Consider the following 14826-nt stretch of genomic DNA (forward strand, 5'->3'; position numbering starts at 1 on the left):
CGGTTATGCCACGACGAACTGCGTCGGATGAAAATCAGTGCACTTATCCCTCCCCGGAAAGGCGCGGGTTACTGGCCGGGTGAATATGCGGACCGAAACCGTGCAGTGGCAAATCAACGGCTGAGCGGGAGCAATGCCCGGTGGAAATGGACGACAGATTATAATCGTCGCTCAATAGCCGAAACGGCAATGTACAGGGTAAAGCAGTTGTTAGGCGGTTCGCTGGCGCTACGGGACTACGACGGTCAGGTTGCAGAGGCTTTGGCGCTGGTGCGTGCACTGAACAAAATGACGAAGGCGGGTATGCCAGAAAGCGTGCGCATTGCCTGAACAGTGAGCTGTTACAGGAAGACTCGCCTCAAATCTGATTTATTCAACAAAGCCGCTGTTGATTTGACTGTATGTCTGATTTTTTCTATCTAATGAACGGAGGCCAGGCTAATGATGGAGTGTGGGGATTGAAAGAAAAATATTTATTCATCTGCAGTCAGGCGATAGGGGTAGAGTCATGGACAATCATTCTGGTCTCAGAAAAAATAGTCTTGGTTTAGGCGCGTTGATTTTTTTCGTCGTGGCGGCTGCGTCACCGCTGACCGGTGTCGTCGGCGGGTTGCCAGTGGCTATCTTTGCCGGAAACGGTGGCGGGATCCCGGTAATTTACATTCTGGCTGGCATCATTCTGATGATATTTTCGGTTGGATTTATCGCAATGAGCCGTTATGTGACTAATTCTGGTGCTTTTTACACATATATAAGCATGGGGTTAGGCAAAAATGCCGGTGCGTCCGCTTCATTGGTGGCGCTTATCGCCTATTTTGCAATTCAAATTGCGGTGATTGCGATGTTGGGGTTATTTGCCAGCTTGTTTGTCAGTGAACACTTTTCCGCGGAGATCCCATGGTGGATACTGAGTATTATATTCATTGTTGTCGGATGGGTATTGGGTATCCGACGTGTGGAATTTGGTAGTAAGATCCTTGGCGTTCTTATGCTCGCCGAAGTTGGCGTGATCCTGTGTCTTGATGTGGCAATTCTGATAAAACATAGTGGTTCACTTAGCTTTCAGTCATTTAATCCGGATGTTTTCCTGAATGGTAATATTGGGATTGCATTTATTTTTTCTATCGCTTCTTTTATCGGCTTCGAATCAACGGCTATTTATGGCGAAGAATGTCGTGATGCTGAAAAAACAGTCCCTCGGGCGACAATCTGTGCACTGTTGATTATCACAGTATTTTTTACTTTAACCAGTTGGTCGATTGTTCAATCCTATAATTTACAGGATATTGAAAAGGTTGCTGCGCAGGATCCAGGTAATTTTATCTTTAATATTTCCCGTGAGTATCTTGGGGCGTGGTCGGTTGATGTGATGTCGCTTTTACTGATTACCAGTTTATTCGCCGCCAGCCTGGCTTTTCATAATAATATTTCACGGTATATTTATAGCTCTAGTCGTGATGGCTTGTTTTTAAGTGTCCTGGGCAAAACCCATGCCGAACATGGCACACCGCATAATGCCAGCCATGTACAGAGTGTATTATTGATTGTTTTCTTTGCCATTTCAGGAGTGGCAGGACTTGATCCGGTGACTCAAATATTCTCCCAGGGCTCAGCATTAGCAACGTTGGCTATTCTGGTTCTACAAACGGGAGTTTCGGCAGCGGTAATCTTTTTCTTCCGGCGGCAGGAACAACATTCGGCTGCGATGTGGAAAGTTTTTTGGATGCCTTTGTTAGCATTCATTCTTATGCTGGTCACCATTGCGCTGGTTGTTAAAAATTTACATCAGTTGAGTGGTAGTCAGTCAATAGTGACTGATTTTCTTCCGCTGGCGATTATTGTATCTATGATCTTTGGTTATGGATTGTCGATTCGGCGTGGTCTGGTTAAGAAAAACACAGTTAATATCTGATAGTAAAAAACGCTTGAAACGGTCAGCGGTGATTTCGACGTTGATAGCGTGAATTGGATTTGATGGCTGATAAACTCCGGAAGATGTTTTTCTGGAGTTTGTTATTTGCATCGCTGGTTGTGATTTGCGCTGCTCTCTGTTGATTATTTCGATTGCCGATAGTGCTGATACTTTCATGTTTGGGATCTGTTTTGATATATTCAGGAATAACGCCCAATAGCTGTATAAATCCGAATTCTTTAAAAGTTTGCCACTGGTCAGCGACACACCAAATGGGGAATAATTTATCGAGAAAAATGTGTGCCCTAAAAAATCGCACTGATGAGGAAACAGAACAGGATGTTGTTGACGATGCCACCGTCTATCGGGCATATGGTCAGCATCGAATCAGTGCGTAAACAGGACGTGTTAGAGAACAACATCTGTTCTGCCGGAACGCCAGCGGGTTAACGCTGCATTCCCCAGCGTTTGACCGTGATCTTTTCCAGACTGGCGAATACGATGCCTTCCACCAGCAGGCCAATCGCGATGACCGTTAACAGCCCTGCAAATACCCGATCGGTGAACAGCTCATTGCGATTCTGGAAGATATACCAGCCCAGGCCTCCTTCGCCGCTGGATGCGCCAAATACCAGCTCGGCGGCAATCAGCGTGCGCCAGGCGAACGCCCAGCCGATCTTGAGCCCGGACAGGATAGCGGGCAACGAGGCCGGAATGAGAATCGTGATCACATAGCGTGGTCCGCTGAGGCCGTAGTTGCGTCCCGTCATGCGTAGCGTTTCCGGTACGCTGCTAAAGCCAGACCAGGTATTCAGCGCGATTGGCCACATCACTGAATGTATCAGCACAAATATCAGGCTGGCATTCCCCAGACCAAACCACAGCAAAGCCAGCGGCAGCAGCGCAATTGCCGGCAGCGGATTTAGCATCGCGGTTAATGTGCTGAGCAGATCGCGGCCAAACTGGGTGGTCACGGCCAGTGCGCTGGCAATCAGCGCCAGCGCACTGCCTGCCAGATACCCTTTCAGCAGAATACTGAGTGAAATGGCGATTTTTTGCGGCAGTTCGCCACTGCGCATGTCTTCGCAAAATGCCTGTAACGTCTGAAGTACCCCGGGCAACATCAAATCGTTTTGCTGTATTCGTGCGGCGATCTCCCATAGCGCCAGTACCAGGACGACAATCAGACACTTGCGCAGCCATGTCTGATTCAACAGACGTTGGCTTAAAGGCAGCGGCGTTTCCACCGACAGATTGCGTAGCGGCGGTAATTCGCGTTCGAATTCAGGACGAATGTACGGTGGCTGGGACATACTCTGGCTCCTCGCCGGATGAGTGAGACGGACTGTTCCCGATTGTCGGGAATAACAGATGGTGAATATGGCGCGCGGCGTGCTGAAACGCCTCGCTGCCAAAATCATTAAGCGTGAACTGATGACAGTTAAGCTCCGCCCTGACGCGACCTGGGTGCGGCGAAAGCACCAGAATACGGCTGCCCACCACCAGCGCCTCTTCAATCGAATGGGTGACGAACAGCAGGGTAAAGCGTTCTTCTTCCCAGAGCGCAAGCAGTTCCTCCTGCATTGTGCGTCGGGTCAGCGCATCCAGGGCGGCAAAAGGCTCATCCATCAGCAGGATGCGTGGCTTCATCGCCAGCGCTCGCGCGATGGCGACACGCTGCTTCATCCCGCCAGAGAGCATATGGGGCATGGCGTCAGCAAATTCCGCCAGCCCAACTTTATGGAGGAAATGTAACGCCGTCTCTTTTGCCTGTGAACGACTGGCTTTCCGGCTGGCCAGCAGAGGAAACATGACGTTTTCCAGCACCGTTTTCCAGGGCGGCAGTTGGTCGAACTCCTGGAATACCATCATGCGTTCTGGCCCGGGAGCGCTAATCGGCGTTCCCGCAAGCGAAATGTGGCCGCTGCGCGGGGCGAGAAAACCACCTGCGGCTTTCAACAGGCTCGATTTTCCACAGCCTGACGGCCCGAGCAAAATAAAGCGGTCGCCGGGCCAGACATCAAAACTGACATCATGCGTCGCGCGCACTTGCCGTTCGCGGGTACGATATTCAATATCGACATTATTGACCTGCAATAGCGGGCCGTCGATTTGTTGAGCGACCATCAGACCTCCGGTATCGCGGTTTAACTGCCTGGGTTTTCCCATGCTTCCTTAAAGAAATAGTCTTTCCAGGAATCAGCCTTATTTTTCAGTACGCCAAGCTCATGGAGTTTTTCGGCATATACGCCAGTACGCTCAGGAGAAATGGTGAAGCTGATTTCCGGGTCGTTAACAATTTTTTGTACCAGTGGCAAAGGAAGCCGTGATTTTTCAACGCGAATATAGGTTTCGGCAGCCGCATTTTTGTCACGGTTAATAATATCTGCGGCTTCACTGAGTGCGCGATAAAACGCTTTATAAGTTTTTGGATTTTCATCATGGAATTTCTGGGTGGTGTAGAGAACATTAAACGTTGCCTGCCCACCCAGCACATCATAGGAGCTGAGCACTTTATGCACGTTGTTGTGCTCCAGCGCCTGATACTGAAACGGCGGGCTGGAAAAATGCGCGGTAATTTCCGAGCTACCGGCAATTAATGCCATGCTGGCATCCGGATGCGGTAGGCTGACGGTAATTTTATCAAAGCGTTTAAAGTCTTTGTCGCCATATAGTTTCGCCGTTTCGATTTGTAATGTCCGGGACTGAAAACCGACTCCTGCCGCCGGGACGGCAATACGATCTTTCTCAGTCAGATCTTTAATGGTTTTTACCGCCGGATTATTGCTCAATAAATAGTTAGGCATCGATCCCAGAGAAGCTATTGCCTTCACATTTTGCTTACCTTTGGTGCGATCCCATAGGGTGAGCGCTGGAGGCACGCCCGCTGACGCAACGTCCAGAGCGCCTGAAATTAGCGCTTCATTCATCCCGGTTGCGCCTGAAATCGTGCGCCACTCTACCTTGATATTCAGCCCCTCTTTTTGTCCCTCTTTTTCGATAAGCTGCTGGTCTCGCACCACATCAAGAATTAAATAACCGATGCCAAACTGCTGCGCGATACTAATGCTCCCTTCCGCAAATGCCGACTGGCTGACTCCGCCAAGGGCGGAAAACGCCAGCGTCCAGGCAAATACCCTGTTTCTTTTATTCATATCTGTTCCCCAGAAAGGTGTTTCTCAGCAAAAAATCATGGGCAGAGGCGCGAGGGAAGGGAAATGATTTAAATGGCAATGAATATCAGGAAAATGGATAACGATATTCATGGCGTGTTAGTTAATAAGTGGGAAAGCTTAGTCATTATTCATGGTTATGTAACAAATACATCCTCGCTATAGTCGGACTCACCATTTTAATAGCCATTGCCGTCACAGGGGCAATGGTCGTGTGAGTCGAATCATGCCCTTATTTTCACATCATCACTTACGTTCGCTTTTACAACATCATCTGGTACGGGTTGGTACTGGCGCTGATATCGCGCAAAAGGTTGCGGATAATCTGGTTGAATCCTCATTAAAGGGCCACGACTCCCATGGCGTAACTCTGTTGCCGCGCTATATTCGGGCCATTCTGGCAGGAGATTTGAACCCTGGCGCCATGCTGACCACCTTGTCTGATGCCGGGCCGATTGTCTCTTTTGATGGGGGACATGGCTTCGGCCAGGCGTTGGGCGAACAGGCTATGAGCGAGGGGATTGCGCGCGTGCGTCAGTTTGGGGTGGCAATTATTGGCCTGTCGAATACTCATCATCTCGGGCGGATCGGCGCATGGGCAGAGCAGGTGGCGAGCGCCGGGCTGGTCTCGATCCATTTTGCCAACGTGGCGGCGCCGTCGGCCGTGTTGCCGTTCGATGGGCTGCGCGCCAGGCTTGGTACAAACCCCTTTTGCGTGGGCGTACCGCTACAGAACCGCCCTCCGGTTATCCTTGATTTCGCGACCAGCGCCATTGCGGGCAATAAAGCGCGCATCGCCTGGAATGAAGGGCGTGCCATCCCGGCAGGATGCGCGGTAGATGCGAACGGGCAACCCACGACCGACCCTGCCGTATTAATGACTGAGCCGCTCGGCGCTTTGCTGCCTTTTGGCGGCCATAAAGGCGCGGGATTGTCGCTAATATGTAGCTTACTCGGCGCTGCGCTGACCGGCGGCGAGACCGAAAGCCAGCAGATTCCGCCGCGTGCCGGAATCATCAACAATATGCTGTCGATTCTATTTGACCCCGCGCGGCTGGGCGCGGAGGAACGTTACTCACAGGCGCTGTTAGCGCAGGTTGACTGGGTTCGTAGCGGGCAGGAAGGGCGCGATGTGCAGATCCCCGGAGAACCGGAATTGCGCGCGTATGCCCGGCGCCAGGAAGAGGGCATCTGGATTGATGACGTCAGTTGGCAGGCGTTTGTCGCTCTGGAAGCATTAAATACCTGAGCGTGCCTGCGCACCAAAAGACATATTTGGTTGTTTGTTTAAACGGATCGGCATGATGGTCAGTTAATGAATGCTGGCGAATAAATAAAGCGATCGTTTTTTGTTTTATCTTTTTTCCTCATATCCATAGCTGAAAAACTTGGTAAGCCGCGAGTGAGAAAATCAATATAGTCATTCTTATATTCCATGAACCTTTCTTACTCTCGCTGCCGAATTTTAATGTGCGGCGTCGTTATTCTTTACAGGAGTTATTATGCATCTGGCGCGTTTTCCCCGGCTTCATTTTGGCCATTTCCCGACTCCACTGGAGCCTCTCACACAACTTTCACGCTTGCTGGGGGGGCCAAATATCTGGATAAAACGAGACGATTGCACCGGCCTTGCCACTGGCGGCAATAAAACCCGCAAACTTGAGTTTTTGCTCGGCGACGCCCAGGCGAAACAGGCGGATATTATCATTACCCAGGGCGCCACGCAGTCTAACCATGTGCGTCAGACCGTCGCGGCGGCGGCCAGACTGGGTCTGGAAGCGCATATTTTTCTCGAACAACGCGTCACGACGCTGGGTGATGAGTATCAGCAATCCGGCAATGTGCTGCTGGACGGTTTGCTCGGCGGCAAAATTATTGCCCATTTGCCCGGCGGTACGGATATGCAGCAGGCAATGGAGCATCATGCGGAAAGCCTGCGTGCGCAGGGCCATACCCCTTATGTCATCCCCGGTGGCGGTTCGAACGCAATCGGGGCGCTGGGTTACGTATCCTGCGCGGAAGAGTTGCTTTGGCAGTCCAGCCAGTTACGGCTGCGTATCGATCATATCGTCCATGCCACCGGCAGCGCAGGCACGCAGGCTGGCCTGATTGCGGGTTTAACCGCCACGCACAGCGGCATTCCTCTCCTCGGGATTAGCGTACGCGCCCCGCGCGATAAACAGGAACACAACGTCTGGCGTCTGGCGCAGCAGACCCGGGAACTGCTCGGCGTGCCGGGTGAATTGCCGCGTGAGGCGGTGGTCGCCAACAGTGATTATGTGGGCGAAGGCTATGGTCTGCCCACCGAGGGGATGCTTGAAGCGCTGCAACTGCTGGCGCAGCACGAGGGGATTCTGCTCGACCCTGTCTATTCCGGTAAAGGCATGGCCGGATTGATTGATCTGATCCGACAAGGCCATTTCCGCAAGGATGAGAATGTGGTGTTTATCCATACGGGAGGCAGCGCGGGTCTGTTTGGCTATCGTCAGGCCATCGCAGATTCTTTGTCATCATGAGCACACCTTTTCTGCTGGGGATTCTTGGCGGCATGGGGCCGCTGGCGACGCTTGACTTAATGCATAAATTGCTGCGCGCAACGCCCGCCAGCAGCGATCAACAGCAAATCCCCCATGTGGTGTGGAATGTGCCGCAAATTGCGGATCGCCAACAGGCGCTGGCGGGAACGGGGCCTTCGCCGTTGCCGCAGCTCTTGCACGGTGTGGAACAGCTGAACCGCGCGGGCGCCAGCCACATTGTGATCGCCTGTAATACGGCGCACCACTGGTATGAGGCGCTGGCGCAGCACAGCGACGCGCCGTTGCTGCATATTGTGGACGCCACGCTGGCGGTATTTGAAGGGAAAGAGAAGCCCCGCCGGGTCGGGCTTATCGCTACGCAGGGCACGCTGGATGCCGGTTGGTTCCAGCACGCTTTCGCCTCTATGGGGATTGAAAGCGTGCAGCCGACGCCAGAGGAGCTACGGCAGTGGTTTGTGCCGGGGTGCTATGCGGTAAAACGCGGCGAACTGCGTACCGGCGGTGAGCTGCTGAGTTTACAGGCTCAGGCATTGCGCGATCGCGGCGCAGAGAGGCTGGTGCTGGCCTGCACGGAAGTGCCGGTTGCGCTGGCGGAGGTGACATCCCCGCATTTAGCCGTGTCGATTGATCCCGCAGAAGCGCTGGCGCAACAGTGTGCCCGGTTATGGCTAACGCAGCGCGAAGCATGGCATTAATAACAGGATAAATTAAATGAAAAAAAGTCTCTGCGTATTACTTGCAGCGGGTGGCCTGTGGGTCAATACCAGCTTTGCCGAAACACCCGCAGAAGTCCGCGTGGCATACAGCGGCGGTTCTCAGGTGCTGATGCTGGCAAAAGCCGATGGTTCTCTGGATAACGCTTTACACAGCAAGGTCAAATGGGTGCAATTTGCGTCCGGTGCGGACGCGTTAAATTATTTTGCCAGTAACGCGATTGATATTGCCAATTTCGGCTCCAGCCCGGCAACGGCAGGCATTGTCAGAAAACTGCCGGTGGAGATTGTCGGTGTCTCCGGGGTGATTGCCAGCTACGAGCGTTTAATTGGTAAAGACGGCATTACCCGTATTAACGATATTGAAGGTAAACGCGTAGCCTATCCGCCAAACTCGACGGCGCAATATGCGCTTGAAGCCGCCATTAGCGTTAACCATCTCGATCGCAGCAAAATAACCTTATTGCCGCTGCGTCCGGCGGAAATGGTCGCCGCCTGGAAACGCGGCGATATCGACGCGGGCTATGTCTGGGCGCCGTTTGCTCAGGAGCTTGAAGCCTCAGGCGGGCATCAGGTATTTGCGACCAAAGATCTGCAAAAGGACGGCTACCTGATTTACAACAACTATGTGGTGCGTAAAGCCTTTGCTGAGCAGTATCCGCAAACCGTCAGCGCGTTCCTGCGCGTTCATCAGGAAAAAGTTGATGAGTTTAAGAAAGACCCGGAACGGGCGGCGGCGATTGTGGCGAAAGAGGTGGGCGCGCCGGTGACGACTGCCGCGAATACGTTGGGTGGCCTGGAATATCCAACCCTGAAGCAGCAGGGGACGGCGGACTGGCTGGGTAATGGAACTCATACGACGGATAGCGGTATTGGAAAAGCGCTGACAAAAACCGCTAACTTCCTGGCGGGGATTGGCGAGATCCGCAAACGTGATATTCCGGCGAACTGGGACAGCGCTATTAACTCCCGCTATATCCGCGACGCGGCGGTAGCAGCGCAATGAGATTGAGTTATCGCATTGCCATCAGCGTCGTCTCGGTGGCTGTTTTCTTTAGTATCTGGCAAGTGGCGACGATGCGGCAGTGGGTGGACCCGCTGCTGCTGCCGTCGCTGCAGGATATCGGACTGACAACCGAAGAGTTGTTGGCTGATGGTTATCGTCAGGTGCCGTTGTGGGAGCATGTCGCAGTCAGCCTGGCCCGGGCCCTAAGCGCTTTTTCTGTGGCAATTATCATCGGCATCCCCCTGGGGTTGCTGATGGGGTTGTCGGAAGGTCTGGCGGCGGTACTGAATCCGTTCGTGCAGTTTTTGCGCCCGCTACCCAAGATTGCGCTTATTCCGCTGGCGGTCGTCTGGCTGGGGATCGGTGAGGCGTCGAAGTTCTTTCTGATCTTCATCGCCACTTTCCTGAGCGTGGTCGTGGGGGCATCTGCTGCGGTCGATCGTATTGGTCGCTCGCGCATTCGTGTGGCGCAAACGCTCGGCGCGTCGCGTAAACAGATTTTTCTGCGCGTGGTGTTGCCGGATGCGCTGCCGGAACTGTTTACCACCGTCAGGTTGTCGATAGGGATCGGCTGGACATCGCTCATCGCAGCGGAAATGGTGGCGGCCAGTTCGGGCCTCGGCTGGATGGTGATTAACGCCAGCTCGTATCTGCGAACCGATATCGTGATGCTGGGGATTCTGCTGCTCGGCGGTATCGGCTATTTACTGGATTTATTGCTGCTGGGGCTGCAACGCTTTTTTGTGCCCTGGGCGGGGAAAGAGTAATGAGTGCCATCACACTGGAAAACGTATCGCTCTCTTTTGCGGCAAAACCGCAGCCGTTCACGGTGCTGGACGATATCAGCCTGTCTCTGGAGAAAGGGGAATTTGTTGTTCTGTTGGGGCCGTCCGGCTGCGGGAAGTCCACGATCCTGAATCTGGTCGCCGGATTCAACAAGCCGGATCGCGGGCGCGTGGCGGCAGGCGGAAAGACAGTGAAGCTGCCAGGGCCGGACCGGGGAATGATCTTCCAGCAGCCAAACTTGTTTCCCTGGCTGTCGGTTCTGGAAAACGTCACCTTTGGCCCACGGCTGGGGAAATACCACAAAGATGAGGTCAACGCCCAGGCGCTGGACTGGCTGACACGAGTAGGGCTGAAAGGCTTTGAACATCATGCGCCCTGGCAACTCTCCGGCGGGATGAAGCAGCGCGTGGCGCTGGCCCGCGCCTGGCTGCCGGAGCCGGAGGTGTTGCTACTCGATGAACCGTTCGGCGCGCTGGATGCGCAAACGCGTCTGATGATGCAGGAACTCCTGCGCGATGCCTGGCTTGCCACCGGCACCACGCTGCTGTTTGTGACTCACGACGTAGAAGAGGCGCTGTTCCTGGCCGATCGTATTCTGATTATGTCGGCAAAGCCCGGAAGAATCGTTGAAGAGGTCATCCTGCCTTTTGGCCGCGAACGCAATATCGAAACCCTGGCTGAACACCCGGCTTACAGTGGGATCAAACATCACGTATTGCACCGGGTGCGCCACGAGGCGAAGCGCCATTTAGGATGAAAATACCGTCAGCGCTGTTTCTTAACCAGACAGTGTAATCAAGACAGTTGAGTCGTCAAAAGAAACGCTGGACAGAATGAGCGTCCAGCCACTGCTTTAGCCGATCAAACGGGATATGTTTTGGTTCCGTCATTCGCGCATGCTTTAGCGGCGCTTTTCCATCATTACCTGTTACGGGACGGCGTACTGCGTCGTATGCGGCCCGGCCGCGCTTTTCGTTAACCCGGAGTTAACCATGAGTCGCTTTGCGTTTTTATATTCCGCAGCCCTGCGACGTTTTCTGTTTCTTCTGACATTTGTTCTGCTACCTGCCACTTCGGTGTTCACTGTGGGTAACACACGCTGATGTTAGTCATGTTTGTTTCTGGCACAAAGCCACCTCCTTACCAGGAAATCTCCAGTTAGTTCACCTGCTATGTATCAAACGCCCTGCATTTGAGACACCGTCTGAGTTGGTAATGATAATTATTTCCATTATTATGGTATGTTGAATGATCTCATAACAAGACATACACCTCATCGCGGAAGATAAGACTCATCGCGTGGGGAAACCTGTAGCTGCGTTGAGATGCAGCATCAATACAATTTATGGAGATAAGATGAGAAGAATTTCAGTCCGTTCAGTGCTGTTGGCCTCCGCTATTGTGATGTCAATCGCCACAACGGCATACGCCGATAGCAAATGGACAGCCGCCACCACTACCTTCCCTGGCAGTATCCGTGCCGGGTCACGAGACGTTCCTGTTAAGCCCGGAGATAAAACGGTCATAACAATTAAGAAACTGCAGGCGGGCACGACCGTCACTATGCTGAATGGTGCGGAAGTCCTGACACCGAAACCGCTGACCGCCGACGAGAAGGGAAACCTGACTATTCCGCTAACCGTTCCGGCCTATGCGGCTACAGGCCTTCATCCACTCACTGTTATCACGCAAAATCCCGCGAGCGTTTCCCAGGTCATGTTGAAATTGTCCCAAATTGTTCCCCCGAAAAACACTGAGGCTTTCAGGCTGCAAACAACTCCCGTTGGTGAGCGGGCTTACCAGTCGGCAGTTTCGGCCGACGGGAAGCTGTTCGTGACCTCGGCACGCGGCCCGAATGATGGCAGCCGCCTGATGAGACTGAACGCCGGAACGCTGGCTGTCGAAGCTGAGGCTACTCTGCCTAAAGATAAAAAGGGTGAGCAAATTGGTGTCTTCGGCGTCGGTATTGATAATGTCCATCATCATGTCTGGACGACGAACACACTTGCCGAGACGGTGACCGTCTATGATGCAAAAACGCTTTCCGTGGTAAAAGTTTTTCCTGAGGGGTCGGTAGCACATCCACGTGATGTGGTTATTGATGAAGCCCACAATCGGGCTTATGTCAGCGCAGCGCTGACCGGTTTTATCGAGGTATATGATACCAAAACGCTGGAACATATCGGTCAGATGGAGTTCGTGGCGAACCGCGGCCGCGACCAGTTTTACAGTACAGATCTTGCCCTCGACAGTACCGGTGGGAAACTCTATGGCGTCAGCCGCGATACGCCCTGGGTAGGCTGGATTGATCTCAAAACGGGCAAGAGTACTACAGTGAAAGTACCTCAGGCGCAAGGCGCAACCGACATCGCTCGTGATCCGAAGACCGGTCGTCTTTACGTCGCTTCTCAGGAGACGAACAATGTCGTGGTTCTGAATGCGGACGGCAAAGTTCTCGCTGATACTTACATTGGTGCCGGGGGCGTATCTGTCATCTGGGATCCCGTGACGTCGCAGGTTTTCGCCGCCACGCGTGCAGGCGGAACCGTTGCTGTTCTGGACAAGGACGGTAAACTGGTCGCTAATATCCCGATGGATGATACGCCAAACCACCTGACCGTGGGGCCTGATGGAGCCGTTTATCTGGTGTCTATGTATGGTACTACCGGGGATAAAGCTCAAACAGGCTCGGTGACGAAAATCACCCCCAAAAAATAACGGCTTTAATTCGCTACGTTATTCGCGGGCAGGTCAGCCTGGCATGATTATTATCCTTCAGCAGCTTATGGGAAGGGGTTGGGCTGAATCTGTTTATTCTGCTTTATTACAGAGGGCGTTGCGCCCGTCAGGCCCGGCAGGGCGGTTTTCAGCTGCCGGGCATGAAGTTGGCTATTTGGCTATATAGGACATCCACACTGACTCCTGGAGGATACTATGCTTGAGCTTCGTCCTAATTGTGAATGCTGCGATCAAAATTTGCCGCCGGACTCAACAGAAGCTTATATCTGTTCATTCGAATGTACTTTTTGCATTGATTGCGTGACTCATCGGCTTAACGGATTTTGCCCAAACTGCGGGGGAGAATTGGTGCGGCGCCCAATACGGCCCGAAGCCTCGCTGCAACGACATCCTGCATCTACTTTGCGCCGTCATTCACATCTGATCCTACCCACGTAATGTGGATACGCCCCTAAGCGAGGTTCTGGTTTTCAAACTGTTCCGGGCTGAGGCCGCCGCAGGCACTGTGACGGCGCCACCGATTGTAATCGCACTCGATATAATTAAACACCGTCGTTGACAGTTCGCATTATTTCCCAACTGATAACGCGTTCACCGTGGATGCATTCGACTTTCAGTGAGTGGAAGAAGCTTTCCGCACAGGCATTATCGTAACAGCACCCCTTCGCACTCATGCTCCCACGCAGGTTATGCCGCTTCAGGAGTGCCTGATAATCCGCTGAGCAGTACTGCCCGCCACGATCAGTGTGGACGATGACATCGTCCGGGCACTTACGCCGCCACAACGCCATCTGTAGCGCGTCGCAGGCCAACTGTGCCGTCATCCGTGCGTAAGTACGTAATGTCACCGGACCACTTCTGGTTCGGGCCGCTGGCGTAAAAATCCTGCTTCAGCAGGTTCTCCGACACCGGCAGGCCATGTTCGCGGTAACTGACCGGGCTGAACTTCCGTGAATCTTTCGCTCGTAGTGCCTGACGACGCAGGCTGGCGGCTACGGTTTTCACGTTGAATCGGTAATCCTGAGCATGCAGTTCATCGGTCAGACGCGGTGCGCTGTAGCGCTGTTTTGCCCGGTGAAAAGCTTTGTGCACGACGCTGTCGCAACTCAGGAAACGCGCTGCGTACGCCGTGAAAATCAAGCAACTGACCTTCCATATCGCAATTGGAAGGCGAGGTCATCATGATTAAATGACGGCTGCGACACCAGGCTATCTGAATCGCGAGGCGTTGCGCCAGTTCACAAAGTCCGTACAGGGCTCGTTCGTCCTGCGCCAGATCCATCCACTGCTCTTCATCAAACCTTACAGGACGTGGCAACATGGAAGGTGCTTCCGCGATCTGTTTTTCAACCCGCTTACAGTCCGTTTGCTGTGAGAGCATGGCGGCATGAGGCTGATAGTAGGGGGCACGACAAAAATGGGCAGGTCGCACCACCGGTTCCCGCACCAGTATGACCCGACGGGTATGGGCCGTCAATGAAGCCAAAGGTATGCTGCTGATGAGGGCATTTTCAGTCAGCAATATCACCTTGTTCGGCACCGCGCCATACGGTAGCAGCTTAGCCATCACGCCACCCCAGATAGCTTCCAGCACCGCGCCAGCCAACGTCAGTTCACCATCGACCGTCGGGATCCCTTGCCGACCAGCGCATTGGCGCTGATACCCTTAACCTGCCAGCGTCCATCGAAGCCGCAGCGGGCGCCCCCACCGTTGCGTGAGATAGCTCCGCCGCCGTAACGCTCGGCATAAAATATTTTCTCATTGGTTAAAAGCGGGACGCAGGTATCAAAAACAGCATGCCGCTGCTTTTCTTCAATAAGATAATTTGTCGCCTGTTTCAGCTCCTCTCGTTGAGAGTCATCTAAATCATTACTCCAGAGTAGCCGGGTAGATACTTTTTTTGCGATGAAGGGGACCAGGCATTCGGTAAGTGTTATTAGACTATTCATTTTATTTTTA

Annotated in this window: 15 protein-coding genes and 2 pseudogenes; 11 read left to right on the top strand and 6 right to left on the bottom strand. The window is 53.2% G+C overall.

All coding sequences use genetic code 11. The annotated features are described in order from the left end of the window. Nucleotides 1-330 (top strand): transposase (locus tag FE839_RS23460; protein ID WP_138363139.1); only part of this gene is annotated, 330 nt, incomplete at its 5' end. 178 nt (nucleotides 331-508) lie between these two features. Next, complete coding sequence (locus tag FE839_RS23465) at nucleotides 509-1912, top strand: APC family permease (RefSeq protein WP_138363140.1); 1404 nt, start codon at nucleotides 509-511, stop codon at nucleotides 1910-1912. Nucleotides 1913-2358: 446 nt separating this feature from the next. On the opposite strand, the gene FE839_RS23470 is transcribed toward FE839_RS23465, so the two are convergent. Genes FE839_RS23470 through FE839_RS23480 form a run of 3 tightly spaced genes read right to left on the bottom strand, consistent with a single transcriptional unit; the run spans nucleotide 2359 to nucleotide 5067 of the window. Further along, nucleotides 2359-3225 (bottom strand): ABC transporter permease, encoded by an 867-nt coding sequence (locus tag FE839_RS23470; RefSeq protein WP_138363141.1) that lies wholly within the window; start codon nucleotides 3223-3225, stop codon nucleotides 2359-2361. Further along, on the bottom strand, nucleotides 3197-4039 hold the full coding sequence (locus FE839_RS23475) for an ABC transporter ATP-binding protein (protein WP_138363164.1): 843 nt from the start codon (nucleotides 4037-4039) through the stop codon (nucleotides 3197-3199). Before FE839_RS23475 ends, FE839_RS23470 begins: the two co-directional genes overlap by 29 nt. A gap of 20 nt (nucleotides 4040-4059) precedes the next feature. Further along, a complete protein-coding gene (locus tag FE839_RS23480; RefSeq protein WP_138363142.1) occupies nucleotides 4060-5067 on the bottom strand; it encodes an ABC transporter substrate-binding protein in 1008 nt (335 codons plus the stop codon). 244 nt (nucleotides 5068-5311) lie between these two features. On the opposite strand from FE839_RS23480, the gene FE839_RS23485 reads away from it, so the two are divergent. The 9 genes and pseudogenes from FE839_RS23485 (at nucleotide 5312) to FE839_RS23525 (ending at nucleotide 13304) form a co-directional block, all read left to right on the top strand. After that, entirely contained in the window at nucleotides 5312-6334 is a 1023-nt protein-coding gene (locus FE839_RS23485) for a malate/lactate/ureidoglycolate dehydrogenase (protein ID WP_138363165.1), read from the top strand. Nucleotides 6335-6587: 253 nt separating this feature from the next. After that, nucleotides 6588-7601, top strand: a complete 1014-nt coding sequence (gene cuyA / locus FE839_RS23490; protein ID WP_138363143.1) for a D-cysteate sulfo-lyase — start codon at nucleotides 6588-6590, stop codon at nucleotides 7599-7601. After that, entirely contained in the window at nucleotides 7598-8317 is a 720-nt protein-coding gene (gene cuyB / locus FE839_RS23495) for a cysteate racemase (RefSeq protein WP_138363144.1), read from the top strand. The genes cuyA and cuyB overlap by 4 nt, the downstream gene beginning before the upstream one ends. A gap of 16 nt (nucleotides 8318-8333) precedes the next feature. Then, nucleotides 8334-9341, top strand: coding sequence for a taurine ABC transporter substrate-binding protein (locus FE839_RS23500; RefSeq protein ID WP_138363145.1), 1008 nt, complete (start codon nucleotides 8334-8336; stop codon nucleotides 9339-9341). After that, nucleotides 9338-10108, top strand: coding sequence for an ABC transporter permease (locus FE839_RS23505; RefSeq protein ID WP_138363146.1), 771 nt, complete (start codon nucleotides 9338-9340; stop codon nucleotides 10106-10108). Before FE839_RS23500 ends, FE839_RS23505 begins: the two co-directional genes overlap by 4 nt. After that, nucleotides 10108-10884: an ABC transporter ATP-binding protein gene (locus FE839_RS23510; protein ID WP_138363147.1), complete on the top strand. Its 777-nt coding sequence runs from the start codon at nucleotides 10108-10110 to the stop codon at nucleotides 10882-10884. The genes FE839_RS23505 and FE839_RS23510 overlap by 1 nt, the downstream gene beginning before the upstream one ends. A gap of 138 nt (nucleotides 10885-11022) precedes the next feature. After that, nucleotides 11023-11106 (top strand): annotated as a pseudogene (locus FE839_RS24975) (cytochrome b); the annotation flags it as partial. A 377-nt stretch (nucleotides 11107-11483) separates the two neighbouring features. Next, on the top strand, nucleotides 11484-12845 hold the full coding sequence (locus FE839_RS23520) for a YncE family protein (RefSeq protein ID WP_138363148.1): 1362 nt from the start codon (nucleotides 11484-11486) through the stop codon (nucleotides 12843-12845). 216 nt (nucleotides 12846-13061) lie between these two features. Next, entirely contained in the window at nucleotides 13062-13304 is a 243-nt protein-coding gene (locus FE839_RS23525; RefSeq protein ID WP_138363149.1) for a DUF1272 domain-containing protein, read from the top strand. A 13-nt stretch (nucleotides 13305-13317) separates the two neighbouring features. On the opposite strand, the pseudogene FE839_RS23530 reads toward FE839_RS23525, so the two are convergent. The 3 genes and pseudogenes from FE839_RS23530 to FE839_RS23535 all read right to left on the bottom strand — a co-directional run. Next, nucleotides 13318-13976 (bottom strand): annotated as a pseudogene (locus FE839_RS23530) (IS3 family transposase); the annotation flags it as partial. Beyond that, nucleotides 13900-14472, bottom strand: a complete 573-nt coding sequence (locus tag FE839_RS25170) for a hypothetical protein (protein ID WP_421808982.1) — start codon at nucleotides 14470-14472, stop codon at nucleotides 13900-13902. The gene FE839_RS25170 and the pseudogene FE839_RS23530, both read right to left, overlap by 77 nt. A gap of 2 nt (nucleotides 14473-14474) precedes the next feature. Further along, the gene (locus FE839_RS23535; protein WP_138363166.1) at nucleotides 14475-14816 is read right to left on the bottom strand and encodes a mchC domain protein; all 342 of its coding nucleotides are present in this window, start codon (nucleotides 14814-14816) and stop codon (nucleotides 14475-14477) included. Nucleotides 14817-14826: the final 10 nt, after the last annotated feature.

Origin of the sequence: Klebsiella indica, from assembly GCF_005860775.1 — a bacterium.
GTDB classification, from domain to species: Bacteria; Pseudomonadota; Gammaproteobacteria; order Enterobacterales; family Enterobacteriaceae; genus Klebsiella; species Klebsiella indica.

Bases quoted from the DNA above. Each gene is read 5' to 3' on its own strand.
- FE839_RS23465 (WP_138363140.1), top strand. From the start codon at position 509: ATGGACAATCATTCTGGTCTCAGAAAAAATAGTCTTGGTTTAGGCGCG.
- FE839_RS23470 (WP_138363141.1), bottom strand. From the start codon at position 3,225: ATGTCCCAGCCACCGTACATTCGTCCTGAATTCGAACGCGAATTACCG.
- FE839_RS23475 (WP_138363164.1), bottom strand. From the start codon at position 4,039: ATGGTCGCTCAACAAATCGACGGCCCGCTATTGCAGGTCAATAATGTC.
- FE839_RS23480 (WP_138363142.1), bottom strand. From the start codon at position 5,067: ATGAATAAAAGAAACAGGGTATTTGCCTGGACGCTGGCGTTTTCCGCC.
- FE839_RS23485 (WP_138363165.1), top strand. From the start codon at position 5,312: ATGCCCTTATTTTCACATCATCACTTACGTTCGCTTTTACAACATCAT.
- cuyA (WP_138363143.1), top strand. From the start codon at position 6,588: ATGCATCTGGCGCGTTTTCCCCGGCTTCATTTTGGCCATTTCCCGACT.
- cuyB (WP_138363144.1), top strand. From the start codon at position 7,598: ATGAGCACACCTTTTCTGCTGGGGATTCTTGGCGGCATGGGGCCGCTG.
- FE839_RS23500 (WP_138363145.1), top strand. From the start codon at position 8,334: ATGAAAAAAAGTCTCTGCGTATTACTTGCAGCGGGTGGCCTGTGGGTC.
- FE839_RS23505 (WP_138363146.1), top strand. From the start codon at position 9,338: ATGAGATTGAGTTATCGCATTGCCATCAGCGTCGTCTCGGTGGCTGTT.
- FE839_RS23510 (WP_138363147.1), top strand. From the start codon at position 10,108: ATGAGTGCCATCACACTGGAAAACGTATCGCTCTCTTTTGCGGCAAAA.
- FE839_RS23520 (WP_138363148.1), top strand. From the start codon at position 11,484: ATGAGAAGAATTTCAGTCCGTTCAGTGCTGTTGGCCTCCGCTATTGTG.
- FE839_RS23525 (WP_138363149.1), top strand. From the start codon at position 13,062: ATGCTTGAGCTTCGTCCTAATTGTGAATGCTGCGATCAAAATTTGCCG.
- FE839_RS23535 (WP_138363166.1), bottom strand. From the start codon at position 14,816: ATGAATAGTCTAATAACACTTACCGAATGCCTGGTCCCCTTCATCGCA.